We start from the raw sequence: 12,380 nt of genomic DNA, 5'->3' as shown, positions 1-12,380 counted from the left end.
AGGGAGAGGGCATGCGCGACCCGGGCGGCGAGGACGGCGGCGTGCTCGTGGGCGGTGACGCGTATGGTGGCGTCAAGCTCGCGCCTGTCCGCGTCCGCAGACCGCGCAGGAGCGCACGGGCCCGTCGCCGCAACGTGGTGATCGCCGGCCTCCTGTCGACGGGCGTCCTGGTCGCCACGGGGGTCGTGTGGGCGACCCCGCGCCAGATCGGCACGGTCGACGCGGGCGTGACCGCCGTCGCCCGCGGGGCCGAGAACATCCTGCTGGTCGGCGTCGACAAGCGCGACGACCTCACCCGCGAGCAGCAGAACCGGCTCAAGCTGGGCCGCGAGTCCGGCCAGCGCACCGACACGATGATGGTCGTCCACCTGTCGGAGGACCACAAGAAGGTCACCGTGGTGAGCCTGCCGCGCGACACCTGGACGACGGTCCCCGGCAAGGGCGAGCACAAGATCAACTCGGCGTACCAGTTCGGCGGGCCGCGGCTGGCCAAGGAGACCGTCGAGGCGGCCACCGGGCTGCAGATCAACCGCTACATCGAGGTCAACATCCTCGGCTTCATCGACGTGGTCGACTCGCTCGGCGGCATCACGGTGTGCACTCCCGTACCGATCAACGACGCCAAGATCAAGCTGCAGCTGGCGGCCGGCACCCACCAGCTCGACGGCGTGCAGGCGCTCTACTACGCCCGAACCCGCGCCACCGCGCGTTCCGACCTCGACCGCATCGACCGACAGCAGCAGGTGATCTCCGCGCTGCTCAACCGGGCGCTGAGCGCCGACACGCTGGCCAACCCCGCCAAGCTCACCGCGTTCGTCAACAGCACGCTCAGCACGGTCAAGGTCGACCCCGACGACGGGCTCGTGGGGCTCGCCACGCAGCTGCGCGACGTCTCGCTCGGCGACGTGACGTTCGCCGACGTGCCGCTGGCCGACGTCGACTACCGCACCTCCACCGGCGAGTCGGCGGTGCTGTGGGACAAGCGGGCCGCCCGCGACATGTTCGCCAGGATCGACGCCGACCAGGACCCGTCGCGGCCCACGCCGACCGCCGTCGCGTCGCCGTCGCCCAAGCCGTCCGGGCCGGCGCCGAAGGAGATCTCGGTCAAGGTCACGAACGGCACGCTCGTCAACGGCCTGGGGGCGCGGACGAAGACGGCGCTCGTCGCGTACGGGTTCAAGGTGCCCGACCACCCGGGCAACACCAAGAAGCAGGACTTCCGCAAGACGATGGTCCGCTACGGCGCCGGTCAGGAGGCGGCGGCGAAGGTCGTGGCCGCCGCGATTCCCGGGGCCGAGCTGCGCGAGACCGACGCCAAGGGCATCGAGGTCGTCCTGGGTTCCGACCAGCCGAAGGTGCGGCAGCCGAAGCCGAGTTCGCCGCCGAGCGCCAAGCCGAGCGTTACACCGACGACCGAAACGGCAATGCAGAACATATGTAAGTAATGGGCCTAGGTTTCGGCGATCCGGGCAGGGCGGTCCCCATGGTGGTCAGGTGCTGGCGCGAAGACCCCTGTACGTTCGTGAGTGTCGTCGGTGATCTCGACGTGGCGGGCGCGCCCCGGCTGCGGGCCGAGCTCGAACCGGTGCTGGCCGCCGCCGACCCGCTCAAGGTGGTGCTCGACCTGACCGAGGTGCCGTTCTGCGACTCCATCGGGCTGGGGGTGCTCGTGGCGACGCTCAACCAGGTCCGGCGCCAGCGCGGCCGGATGATCCTCGTGCTCGGGCCCGGCATGATCCGCCACCTGCTGACCATCACCAACCTCGACCGCCACTTCGAGACCAGCGACTCCCTGACCGAGGCCCACGCCACTCTGAGCGCCGCAGCCTGACCCCGGCGGCACTCGGCACGCGGTGCCCATCCACATCCCGGCAAGGTGCCGCGGGTCCGCAACCACCATCAGGCCCCGGCGGCAGGCGCGGTCGCCGGGTTCAGGCCTCCGTGAGGGGGAGGCGGTAGGTGATGAAGTTGCGTGTTGCGTGGAAGCCGAGGCGTTCGTACAGGCCGAGGGCGCCTGTCGGGTTCGCTGCGTCGACGCCCAGGGACGCCTGCGCGTACCCGGCGCGGCGCGCCTCGTACATCACCCGGGCGAGCGTCGCCGCGGCCAGGCCGCGGCCCCGGTACGACCTGCGGGTTCCGACCTGGCCCACGTACAGGTCGCGAACTCCGGTCGCCTCGGTGTCGGCGACGTACTCGTAACCCAGCACGTACGCGACGATCTCGTCGCCGTCGAGCACCAGGTACGACAAGTCGCCGCGGAACGCCCGCGCCCCCGTGTACCACGTTCGCCAGGTCTCCGCGTCCCTCGGGGTCGAACCCCAGTGGTCGAGGAAGACCTCGTTGTGCGCGAGCCGCAGCGCCTCGTCGTAGGCCGGGTCGAACGCGACCAGGCGCAGCCCGTCGGGCACCGGCGGCTCCAGCAGCGGCTCGTCGAACGGCCGCGTCATGTCGAAGAAGTAGCGGCACTCCTCGAAGCCGAGGCCGGTGAGCAGGTCGCGGGCCGGGGCGTTCGTGCTGTTCACCCAGATGTTGGCCTCGGCGTCGTGGCCCGGCCAGCGCTCCTCGTGCAGCGCCGTGCCGCGCTCGGTCAGCCACCCGACCAGCGCGCGGCCGATGCCGCGGCCACGCCATTCGGGGTGGACGGCGCCCTCGATCATGACCCGGTCGACGTCGACGACGGCATCGCGGCCGCGGACCGCGCCGTACCCGACCATCTGGCCGTCGGCCCAGAGGCCGATCGTGTCACGGGCGGCGTCGAGCTTCGGGTCGCGCAGCTCTTCCACCAGGTCGTCGGCGTCGTAGTGTTCGCCGTTTTGGTCAGCCTTCTCCTTGGCCGCGAGCAGCTCGGCCCAGGCGGCCGCGTGCGCCTCTTCGACGGGCCGCGCCTCGACGCCCGCCGGCCACCTCTGTCTCATGCCCATGCCCCGACGGTAAAGGCGTTTCCCCCGCGACGGCATCCCATTTATCGGCCGGTCGGCGATAGGTTCGGGACGCCGGGATGATCCCGTTACGACTGGAGGCACCGTGAGACTGGGAGTCATGTTCGACCGCGACCTGCCGCCCGAACAACTGGTCCCGTTCGCCAGGGAGCTCGACGGGACCTCCGTGGACGACCTGTGGGTGGTCGAGGACCTCGGCTGGACGGGCGGCGTGTCGGCGGCGGCCACGGCGCTCGCCGTGACGTCCCGGCTGCGTGTCGGCATCGGCATCACGCCCGCGCCGCTGCGCAACCCGATGCTGCTGGCGATGGAGCTGGCCAACCTGGCCCGCCTGCACCCCGGACGGCTCGCCGCCGGCATCGGGCACGGCGTCGGTGCGTGGATGGCGCAGGTGGGCGCGGCCGTACCTTCGCCGCTGGCGCTCCTCGAAGAGACCATCACGTCCGTACGCGCGCTGCTGCGCGGCGAGACGGTCACCGTCGACGGCCGGGCGGTGCACCTCGACGGGGTGTCCCTCGTGCACCCGCCGGCCGTGCCGCCGCCCGTGCTGGCCGGGGTGAAGGGCCCACGCTCGCTGGCGCTGTCGGGCCGCGTGGCGCAGGGCACCATCGTGCCCGAGGGCATCGGCCCCGCCGACCTGCCGCGCGTCCTCGATCAGATCGGCGCGGCGGAGGAGCACGAGCTCGTGGTCTTCACCTACCTGCACACCGGCGGCGGCGAGGTGCCCACGTCGCTGGTCGAGGAGCAGGCGGCGTTCCTGGGGATCGCGCCGCAGGACGTGGTCATGGCGACCGGCACCCCGGAGCAGGCGGCGGCCCAGGTCAAGGCGTTGTGGGCGGCCGGAGCCGACACCGTCGCCGTCCGCCCGCTGGACCCCAACCCCCTCCCCCACGTCCACGCCCTGCTGTCGGCCCTGTGACCCGGCCACGCGCCGGGTGGCCGGAGACCAGAACCGGTCAAGCCGGCCGGGGCGGGTCTCAGCCGCCGTCAAGTCGTCCACCACGGCCGGCTGATCGTACGAGATCTTCGACTCGCTGCTGCGGCCCATGCAGACGCAGGAGCCGACCCCCAAGGGGGCGGCTCCTGACCGACACCCGTTACGACCCGCGCGGCCTCGCCTACCTACGCGCGGTGGGCCACGGGGAGAGCGTGCCAGGCCCGGGCGTGGGGCCCGCGCCGTTCGACGGCCGGGGTTACTCCCAGATCGCGGCGTACGTGCCGTTCTCGGCGTTGACCTGGACCGGGGCGAGGCCCTTGGCCTTGAGGGCGTTGAAGCGGCGCTGGTAGCCGGAGCTGCTCATGTCGACGTAATGGGCCCAGGACTTGGCGCCGTCCTTGCGCCAGACCGCCGCGTACGTGCCGTCGGGGGCCACGGCCACCCTGACCGGACGGAAGCCCTTCGCCTTCTTGGCGTAGAACTCGGCCTCATGCTGCTGCCGCGACTTGCCGTACGTGTAGTACCAGGAGCCGCCGGTGTTGACGCTCCACACGCCCACGTACCGGACGTCGCCAGGGGTGCCGTACGCGTCGACGGACGTCAGCGCCAGCCCCTCAGAGACGGCCTTCTTGTTGGCGGCGGCGAAGCCCGCCGGGGTGAGGTTCGACTTGGCGAAGAACCGGCCACCGCGCTTCTCGAAGACGGCGGCGAACACCGGCGAGCCGGCCGGACCTGTCGCCGAGACCGAGACGGGCTGCGAGCCCGCCTTCAGTTCGGCGTCGAACCGCTTCTGGAAGGAGGCGGCCGACATGCCCTGCCACATGCTCCACCCGACGGGCGACCCGTCCTTCACCCACACGGCGGCGTACCGCCGGCCGTCGGTGACGTTCACCGTGATCGGCCGGTAGCCCTGGTCGCGGAGCTGGTGGAAGCGCTTGGTGCTGTCGGCGGCGCCGACTCCGTGGTAGGCGAACCAGGCGGGGGCGGCCTGCGCCCCGGCCGAGGGCGCCAACGGCACGGTGACCCCGGCCAGCACCGCGGCGATGGTCGTGATCTTCGCTGTGGCCCGCATGACCCTCCCGAGTCAGATGATCTACCTCTTCATGGGATGCGGATGACCTTAACAGGGGCTCCTGACAGAACGGCTGGGCTACGGCTCGTCCCTCGCCACCAGCTCGACCTCGAAGCCGTCGCCGTCCTCCAGGTAGGCGGCGTAGTGCTGCTCACCGCCCGCGTACGGATGGCGGTCGGGGAAGAGCAGGTGCCAGCCGTACGTCGGAGCCTGTTCGACCAGTGCGTCCACCTCGGCGCGGCCGCCCGCGTGGAAGGCCAGGTGGTTCAGCCCGGGACGGCGCCGCTCGTGCCGGTCGGCGCTCAGCGCGGGCGACTGCTCCAGCACGATGTACGTCTCCCCCAGCCGCCAACTCCGCCCGTCGCTCCAGTCCTGGTGGACCGTGTAACCGAGCGACTCAAGCAACCACTGCCAACTCTTCACGGCCCGGCCCAGATCAGGCACCCACACCTCAACGTGATGCAGCCGCCCTCGACTCGCCATGCCTCCCCCTCCCCGCCGTACGCTCACGAACCGACCGGACGCTACCACCGCCGCGACCACCGAAGGGATCCTCCATGCGCCATCTGGGCACGACGCCCATGCCGGACGACACCGACGAAGAGTTAGGGCCTTCCGAGCGGATCGCCGTGCTCATCCGTCATGACTTCCTGATCGACGACCTGGAGGCACTGATCGCCGCCGGCCGAGCCGCCTACCTGCGGATGCGACCGGACGACATCGAGTCTGTCGAATCGGACGTACAGACCGCGGATGACGCCGTCTACGAGATCATGCACGCCTCGTGTGAGGACACGATCCTCGAAGGTGTCCCAGGCATAAGGCCCACCGCGAGCATCCAGACGACGCGCGACGTGAGCGAACCGCTCGACTTCGACGACCCGTTCGCCGTCTACTGATCCGGGCATCCGGCACAGAAGATGCCAACGGTGCTCCGCGGATTCGTCGGGCGTTCGCCGGGGTAACCAGGACGCATGCCTGATTGGGGAGCGATCTTCCTGGTCACCACGCCCGTTGGCGAGATCTTCGTGCGCGGTACGGTGACGTACCTCGCGCTGCTCCTCATGATGCGCGTCGCCGGGCAGCGCGAGTCGGGCGGCCTGGGACTCACCGACGTGCTGCTGGTCGTCCTCGTCGCCCAGGCCACGGCGGGCGGGCTGACCGGCGACTCTCGTTCCGTCACCGACGGGCTCCTGCTGGTCGTCACGATCCTGATGTGGAGCATCGTCGTCGACGCCGTCGCCTACCGGTGGCCGCGGGCCGCCGACCTGCTGAAGGCGCGGCCTCGGCCGCTCATCGACGACGGCCGGCTGAACCACAAGGTGATGCGCCGCGAGTTCATGACCAGGGAGGAGGTCCTGACTCAGCTGCGGCTGCACGGCATTGAGGATCCGTCCCTGGTCAAGCGCGCGTACCTGGAGCCGAACGGCATGATCAGCGTGGTGCGCCGCGACGACGATTCATCCGGTTGAGGTCTCAGGTTCGACGACCCCGGGGTACCGGGCGACCCGTGGCAGGCGCCGGACGAGTTCTTCCATGTCGTCGAAATCCCAACACTCGCCATCGGGCCAGGAAGGGAATGCGCTCGTGATTCCCCGAGCCTTGAGGACGTCGTACAGGCTGTACACGTCCAGACCTGTCGCTTTTCTGTACGGCTCGTGGGAGACGTACGACAGGAGCTCGAATTCCGGCCATTCCTCCCGCGTCCACATCACCCGCCGTCCTGTACGCCTCCTGCCCCGGGTCGCGCGGTCTTCGGCGAACGAGCGCTGCAATTCCAGGACATGTTGGATCTGCGGTACTTCGAGTGCCGCGTCGGGGCAGTCGGCGACCGTCTCGAACGCCTCGCGGCCGAGGCCGATCAGCCAGGACACGAAGGAGCCGAACCCGTCGGACGAGCCACTGCCCATGAGGAACCAGTAGACCGCGTACATGTCCCAGGTGCAGCTGCGGTTGGCGGCGAGTGTCCACCATCCCGCGAAGTCGACGATCTCCTCGGCCGGAATGGCGGACAGCCGTTCTTCCAGCCACGCGACCCGCTCGGCTCTCAGGCTGGTCTGCTGCTCGGACTGCTCGATCAGGGTCCAGAACCCGTCGACATCCATGAATGGCGATCAGGGCAGTTCGTACCGTTCGTCGCAATATTGTTCCGACCTGTACGCGGGAGCAAGCCATCAACAAAGGGATATGCGGCAGGAAAAAGGCGTCGATCACCGTTTGCGACTCTGGCCGACGGACAACAAACCACCTGGAGAATGCCGAGCGCTCTCCAACCCGCCCAATTCACACTTTGTCCTGACTCAAAGGGCTGCGGCGCATTTCGGGGGAGAAAATGCTGAAACGCTCTATTATTGTCCGATTTATGGCAGTAGCTGCCGTACTGATAGGTGGCATCCTGCCCGCCGGCGCTCCCGCCGTCGCCGTACCCACGAGCCATGACCGCGACCCGCTGGCCACCTGGCCGGCCCCGCGCGGCGACCGGACCGCCGCGGCGATGCGCGCCTACATCCGTGACCTCGCCAGGAAGAAGCAGTTCACCGGCTCCGTACTCGTCGTACGGCGTGGCGAGGTCCTGCTGCGTGACGCGGCCGGCCCGGCCGACGCGGCGCGGAACATCCCCAACCGGCCGGACACGATCTTCCGCGTCGCCTCGATCACCAAGCAGTTCACCTCGATGCTCATGCTGAAGCTGCGCGACCGCGGGCTCGTCGGCCTGGACGACCACATCTGCCCGCACCTCATCCCGGACTACATCGACAAGTGCCCCGACGCGTGGGAACCCGTCACGATCCGCCAGATCCTCACCCACACCTCCGGCATCGTCAACATCCAGGACCTTCCGTACTTCTACCGGGAGCTCTCGCACCCGACCACGACCCGCAGGATCATCCAGCGGTTCGTGAACCTGCCGCTCGACTTCGAACCCGGCACCCGCTGGAAGTACAGCAACGGCGGCTACGTCCTGGCCGGCGCCATCATCCAGGCGGTGACCCGCCGCCCGTACGGCGAGGTGCTGCACGAGCTGATCACCGGCCCGCTCGACCTCCGCGACACCGGCTACAGCAGGACATTCCCGCCTCCGGGGTACGCGAAGGGCTACTACACGGCCGGCGGCGAGCAGGCCCCGCCCTGGGTCGGCTCCCAGGTGTTCTCGGCGGCCGGGCTCTACTCCACCGTCGACGACCTCGCCCGCTGGGACCGCTCGTTCGGCGCGAACCTGGTCGCCCCGCCCGCCACCGTCAAGCTCGCGTTCACGCCGCAGGCGCAGTGCCCGCCGAACGGCTGCCTCAACCTGCCGTCGATCGCGTACGCCTTCGGCTGGTCGGTCGAGTGGCTGTACGGGCACCGGGTCCGATACCACCACGGACTGCTCCAGGGCTACGCGGCGACGAACATGTACCTGCCCGACGACGACATCGTGGCGATCGTCCTCAGCAACGTCCAGGACACCGACACGTACGGCATAGCCCGCCACCTCGCCACCATGGCGCTCAAGTCGTCCTGAAACCCGGTTCCACGAAGCCTTGAGCGGCCTGGCGAATTCCGACCGCGAGCAGCATGGCGAGACGCTCGGCTGGGGTGTCCCAGCCGAGCGTTCTTCGACATCCGGCGCCCGCGAGTTCCCGGACGAGCTATCAGTGTGGCGTGAAGCCCAAGGACGCATAAAGGCGTCGGGCCCGGACGTTGTCCTCCGTCGCCGCAAGAGACAGCAACGGATAGCCCTGCTCGCCGAGAGCGTGCATCGCCGCTTCGATCAGCCGCCGTCCCAGTCCGCGGCCGGCATGTGACGGCGCGGTGAAGACGTACGCCAGCAGCGGCACGTCCTTCCACACCGTCACCAATGCGGCGCCCACCGGCCGAGCACCGTCATCCGCGACAAAGGACGCCGTGGGCAGGAATGGCCCATGTTCGCCGGAGAAAGTCAGACGGATCTCCTCCGTCGCCTCGGCGACACTGCCCCCGGCATCCTCTTCGTCAGGCGTTCTCCGATACGCGTCCCACATCAACTGCCCCAGAGCCGGTATGTCAGCCTCCACCGGATGCCGGAAGTCGTGAGCCGGCACGGCCTGGGGCAAGCGCACGTCGAGACGGAACCGCTTCGGAGCCACAGGAACATCAGTCATATTGCTACTCGCCTTCTTCAATGCGCCGACGCGCATTTTGCACCGCGAAACGGATATTGCCAGGTGCATCATGGGACCGGTGTCGACCATGCCTGGCCACAGCTGACCCTCTCACGCCAGGGCTTCCCCTTTCGTCGGCGACCAGCCGGCCTTCGCCGCACGTGCGGGACGGAGTTCCAACGTGACGCCGTTGGGGCGGCATCTGCGATCTGGTCATTCGAACCGCGGCCGGAACAACCGCGCCCAAGGATCTTGACTTCGGCACGAGTGATCATCACCCTGTGAAGGTCCGTCAGGCTGATGGAAAGCAGGCGTCCGCCCACGGCTGCGGCACATGGTTTCGGCACGGAAAGGCGGTGACCTCAAGCCTTGCAGCCAGTCAGAACTCACCGGTTCGGCGGGTTGTTGAGGCAACGTGACTTCCGGCTCTTCTGGGTGGGTGCGAGTGTCAGCGAAGTCGGCAACGCCCTCGCCGTGGTCGCCATGCCACTTCTCGTGGTGACGGTTCTTGATGCCGACGTCTTCACGGTGGGCCTTCTCACCGCGTTCGCCTTTCTTCCCTGGCTCCTGATCAGCCTCCCCGCGGGCGCCTGGATCGACAGGCTCCCGCCGCGCAGGGTCATGGTCGTCAGCGACCTGGCCTCCGGAATCTCCTATGCCAGCATCCCCGTCGCTGCCTGGCTGGACATCCTGACGATCGAATACGTCCTGGCCATCGCGCTGTCCGCGGGAATCGCGAACGTTTTCTTCGACACCGCCTATCAGGTCGAACTCGCGAACATCGTCGCCAAGCCGGACCTGGTAGAGGGAAACACGAAACTGCAGGCCAGTGTGAGTTTCTCGCGGCTCGGGGGGTCGAGCCTCGGCGGGCTCGTCGTCCAGGCGATCGGCGCCGCGTCGGCGCTGCTGGTCAATGCACTGAGCTTCTTCGTGTCCATGGCGTGCCTGCTGCGTCTCGAACATCCCGGCCGGGCAGGAAACGAGAATCCCACTCGAAAGCCCGATGTACTGCGCAGTATCGCGGAAGGGGCGCGGTTCGTCGTCCAGGATCCTTATTTCCGGCCCCTGACCATATGGGCCGCTGTCTCGAACTTCGGCCTGACCGGACACGACGCCCTCATCGTCGTCTTCCTCGTCCGCGACGTCGGCCTCGGCCCGGAACTCATCGGCGTGCTCATGGCCGCCGGAGGCATCGGAGCCGTGGCGGGAACGCTCGTGGCGGGCAGGCTCGTGAGGCGATTCGGGACGTCGCGAGGCCTCCTGGTCTGCTCGACCTTCATCATCCCGTTCGTGATGTTGATCCCGCTCACCGATCCCGGCACCGGCCTCGGGTTCTACGTCGCCGGAATCATGCTGTGCGTGATCGGCATCGCCATCACGAACGTCATCGTGGCGAGCTTCCGGCAGTCCTACTCCCCGGAGGGGATGCTGGGCCGGATCACCGCGACCACCCGGTTCCTGCTGAACGGCAGCTATCCGGTCGGCGCACTCGCCGCCGGTGCCCTGGGAACCTGGATCGGGACGCGTGGCGCCCTGTGGATCATGCTGGGATTCGTCGCGTTCGCAGGCGTACTCCTGCTGACCCCCACGTTCCTCCGACGCCGTGACCTGCCCGGCCAGGACCCGGCCATGGCACCCGCACGCGACATCGGGGAATGAGGGGCTGAGCCGGAGCGACTCCAGTCGGCCGCACGGTCGACCCGTTCCGCCTTCAGCGCAGGACCGCGGCGGCGACGATCTTGTTGATCCAGCTTTCCCACGCATCGGGCGTCCACCCGCGTACGCCGGTGAACAAGAGGTAGACCTCGAAGCTGACCAGAGTGAAGATGACGTCGGCCGCCTCCTCGGTCGACAGGTCCGGGCGCAGGGCCCGCTTGTCGGCGAGTTGCCGCGCGAGAGTGTGGTGGGCAAGGAAGCGCTGGCTCTGATTGGCCTCCCATTGCGCGGCCATCTCGGCGTCGGTGCCTGCGGCGTCGCGGACGATTTTCATGATCGGTGCCACGCGGCCGAAGATGACGCGGCTGTTGGCCAGCCAGATCGCCAGCGCCCGGCGGCCGTCCGGTTCGTCGCGCACCTGCTTCACCCAGGGCCGATCCAGCATCGGTATCGGCTCGTCGTCGCCGACCGACAGCACATCGACGATCTCCTTGAGAACCGTGGCCTTGTTGCCGAAGTGGAAGTACACCGTCTGCACCGCGACCCCCGCCGCCGCGGCGATCTGCTCCAGGGTCGTCGAGGCGTACCCGTGCCGCAGGAACAGCTCCCGCGCGGCGTCGGCGATCCGTCTCCGGGTGGCGCGGGCCTGAGCGGCTCGGCGGGTTCCTTGTCCGGTCGCGCCCTTGACAGGATCACTCATTCGCTAGAGCCTACTATAGAGAAGCTCGCTAGAGACAACTCTAGTGATCCCCCCGGAGGTGCTCATGGCCGCGACACTCAACGGCTTCCACCACGTCAAACTCCCGGTAGCGGACGTGGAACGCAGCCGGGACTGGTACGAGCGCGTATTAGGCCTGCGCGTCTTCATCGAGTTCGTCGAAGACGGCGAGCTCATGGGCGTCGCCCTCCGCGATGCGAACAACGTCGTCGACGTGGCCCTGCGTCAAGATCCGGTACGGGCTGCCGCGATGGCCGGATTCGACCCGATGGCCTTGTGTGTGCCCACCCTGCGTGACCTGAAGGCCTGGCAACAGCGACTGGACGACCTGAGCGAGCCGCACGGCGGCATCGTCACAGGACACGTCGGCCAGGTGCTGGTCGGCCTGCACGATCCCGACGGCATCGAGATCCGCTTCTACCACCCGGCCCAGGACGACCCTGAGGACGCCCGATGACCTTCGACTCCACCGGCTATTTACTCACCCCTGCCGACGGTCCCCACCTGTGGTTCCTGGACACCCGCATGACCGTGCGAGCCGGCGCGGACCAGACCGGCGGCGCCTTCACCCTCATCGAGTGGTCCGCCCCCGTCGGCTTCGGGCCGCCGCAGCACATCCACGACCGTGAGGACGAGGCGTTCTACATCCTCGAGGGCAGAATGACCATCGACTGCGGAGACCACCACTGGACCGCCGGAACCGGCGACTTCGCCTTCCTGCCCCGCCGTGTACCCCACTCCTTCATGGTCGTCGACGGACCCGTACGCGGCCTGCAGATCACCACACCGTCGGGATTCGAGCAGTTCATCGCCGAACTCGGCCGCCCCGCCGAACACTCCGGCCTCCCCGCCCCCACCCCGCCCGACATCCCCCGCCTGGTCGAGGCCGGCTGGCGCTACGGCCAGCAGATCATCGGACCGCCGCCCGCCTGAC

15 protein-coding genes are annotated in these 12,380 nt (G+C 68.7%); 9 read left to right on the top strand and 6 right to left on the bottom strand.

Going from position 1 to position 12,380, the window contains the following annotated elements; genetic code table 11:
• The first annotated feature begins 11 nt into the window (after positions 1 to 11).
• Both BLR04_RS13315 and BLR04_RS13310 read left to right on the top strand, forming a co-directional pair.
• Positions 12 to 1,445 (top strand): LCP family protein, encoded by a 1,434-nt coding sequence (locus tag BLR04_RS13315; RefSeq protein ID WP_090763494.1) that lies wholly within the window; start codon positions 12 to 14, stop codon positions 1,443 to 1,445.
• Entirely contained in the window at positions 1,445 to 1,831 is a 387-nt protein-coding gene (locus BLR04_RS13310; protein WP_342672271.1) for an STAS domain-containing protein, read from the top strand. Before BLR04_RS13315 ends, BLR04_RS13310 begins: the two co-directional genes overlap by 1 nt.
• Before the next feature lie 100 nt (positions 1,832 to 1,931).
• Here BLR04_RS13310 and BLR04_RS13305 read toward each other — a convergent pair whose 3' ends face one another.
• On the bottom strand, positions 1,932 to 2,921 hold the full coding sequence (locus tag BLR04_RS13305) for a GNAT family N-acetyltransferase (RefSeq protein WP_218128872.1): 990 nt from the start codon (positions 2,919 to 2,921) through the stop codon (positions 1,932 to 1,934).
• A gap of 103 nt (positions 2,922 to 3,024) precedes the next feature.
• Here BLR04_RS13305 and BLR04_RS13300 point away from each other — a divergent pair, with 103 nt between their 5' ends.
• Positions 3,025 to 3,858 carry an LLM class flavin-dependent oxidoreductase gene (locus BLR04_RS13300; protein ID WP_245740223.1) on the top strand — a complete coding sequence of 278 codons (834 nt, stop codon included), beginning with the start codon at positions 3,025 to 3,027 and terminating at the stop codon, positions 3,856 to 3,858.
• 274 nt (positions 3,859 to 4,132) lie between these two features.
• On the opposite strand, the gene BLR04_RS13295 is transcribed toward BLR04_RS13300, so the two are convergent.
• Both BLR04_RS13295 and BLR04_RS13290 read right to left on the bottom strand, forming a co-directional pair.
• Positions 4,133 to 4,948 (bottom strand): hypothetical protein, encoded by an 816-nt coding sequence (locus BLR04_RS13295; RefSeq protein WP_090763481.1) that lies wholly within the window; start codon positions 4,946 to 4,948, stop codon positions 4,133 to 4,135.
• Between the two features lie 78 nt (positions 4,949 to 5,026).
• On the bottom strand, positions 5,027 to 5,431 hold the full coding sequence (locus BLR04_RS13290; protein ID WP_090763478.1) for a VOC family protein: 405 nt from the start codon (positions 5,429 to 5,431) through the stop codon (positions 5,027 to 5,029).
• 98 nt (positions 5,432 to 5,529) lie between these two features.
• Here BLR04_RS13290 and BLR04_RS13285 point away from each other — a divergent pair, with 98 nt between their 5' ends.
• Complete coding sequence (locus BLR04_RS13285; RefSeq protein ID WP_143022029.1) at positions 5,530 to 5,847, top strand: hypothetical protein; 318 nt, start codon at positions 5,530 to 5,532, stop codon at positions 5,845 to 5,847.
• Positions 5,848 to 5,922: 75 nt separating this feature from the next.
• Entirely contained in the window at positions 5,923 to 6,420 is a 498-nt protein-coding gene (locus tag BLR04_RS13280; RefSeq protein WP_090763473.1) for a DUF421 domain-containing protein, read from the top strand.
• On the opposite strand, the gene BLR04_RS13275 is transcribed toward BLR04_RS13280, so the two are convergent.
• The gene (locus BLR04_RS13275) at positions 6,409 to 7,053 is read right to left on the bottom strand and encodes a DUF4240 domain-containing protein (RefSeq protein ID WP_090763470.1); all 645 of its coding nucleotides are present in this window, start codon (positions 7,051 to 7,053) and stop codon (positions 6,409 to 6,411) included. The genes BLR04_RS13280 and BLR04_RS13275 overlap by 12 nt on opposite strands.
• Positions 7,054 to 7,310: 257 nt before the next feature.
• Between BLR04_RS13275 and BLR04_RS13270 the strand changes: the two genes are divergently transcribed.
• Entirely contained in the window at positions 7,311 to 8,453 is a 1,143-nt protein-coding gene (locus BLR04_RS13270; protein WP_176903060.1) for a serine hydrolase domain-containing protein, read from the top strand.
• A 130-nt stretch (positions 8,454 to 8,583) separates the two neighbouring features.
• Here BLR04_RS13270 and BLR04_RS13265 read toward each other — a convergent pair whose 3' ends face one another.
• Entirely contained in the window at positions 8,584 to 9,162 is a 579-nt protein-coding gene (locus BLR04_RS13265) for a GNAT family N-acetyltransferase (RefSeq protein WP_090763464.1), read from the bottom strand.
• A 279-nt stretch (positions 9,163 to 9,441) separates the two neighbouring features.
• On the opposite strand from BLR04_RS13265, the gene BLR04_RS13260 reads away from it, so the two are divergent.
• Positions 9,442 to 10,731, top strand: a complete 1,290-nt coding sequence (locus BLR04_RS13260; RefSeq protein WP_090763461.1) for an MFS transporter — start codon at positions 9,442 to 9,444, stop codon at positions 10,729 to 10,731.
• Positions 10,732 to 10,783: 52 nt separating this feature from the next.
• Here the strand turns inward: BLR04_RS13260 and BLR04_RS13255 are convergent, their stop codons facing one another.
• The gene (locus BLR04_RS13255) at positions 10,784 to 11,428 is read right to left on the bottom strand and encodes a TetR/AcrR family transcriptional regulator (RefSeq protein ID WP_090763457.1); all 645 of its coding nucleotides are present in this window, start codon (positions 11,426 to 11,428) and stop codon (positions 10,784 to 10,786) included.
• Between the two features lie 64 nt (positions 11,429 to 11,492).
• Here BLR04_RS13255 and BLR04_RS13250 point away from each other — a divergent pair, with 64 nt between their 5' ends.
• Positions 11,493 to 11,903 carry a VOC family protein gene (locus BLR04_RS13250; RefSeq protein WP_090763897.1) on the top strand — a complete coding sequence of 137 codons (411 nt, stop codon included), beginning with the start codon at positions 11,493 to 11,495 and terminating at the stop codon, positions 11,901 to 11,903.
• Positions 11,900 to 12,379 carry a quercetin 2,3-dioxygenase gene (locus tag BLR04_RS13245; RefSeq protein ID WP_090763453.1) on the top strand — a complete coding sequence of 160 codons (480 nt, stop codon included), beginning with the start codon at positions 11,900 to 11,902 and terminating at the stop codon, positions 12,377 to 12,379. Before BLR04_RS13250 ends, BLR04_RS13245 begins: the two co-directional genes overlap by 4 nt.
• Position 12,380: the final 1 nt, after the last annotated feature.

Origin of the sequence: Nonomuraea maritima, from assembly GCF_900100395.1 — a bacterium.
Taxonomy (GTDB): Bacteria; Actinomycetota; Actinomycetes; order Streptosporangiales; family Streptosporangiaceae; genus Nonomuraea; species Nonomuraea maritima.
The sequence above is the reverse complement of the archived record's forward strand: the minus strand, read 5'-3'. Positions and strand labels throughout refer to the sequence as shown.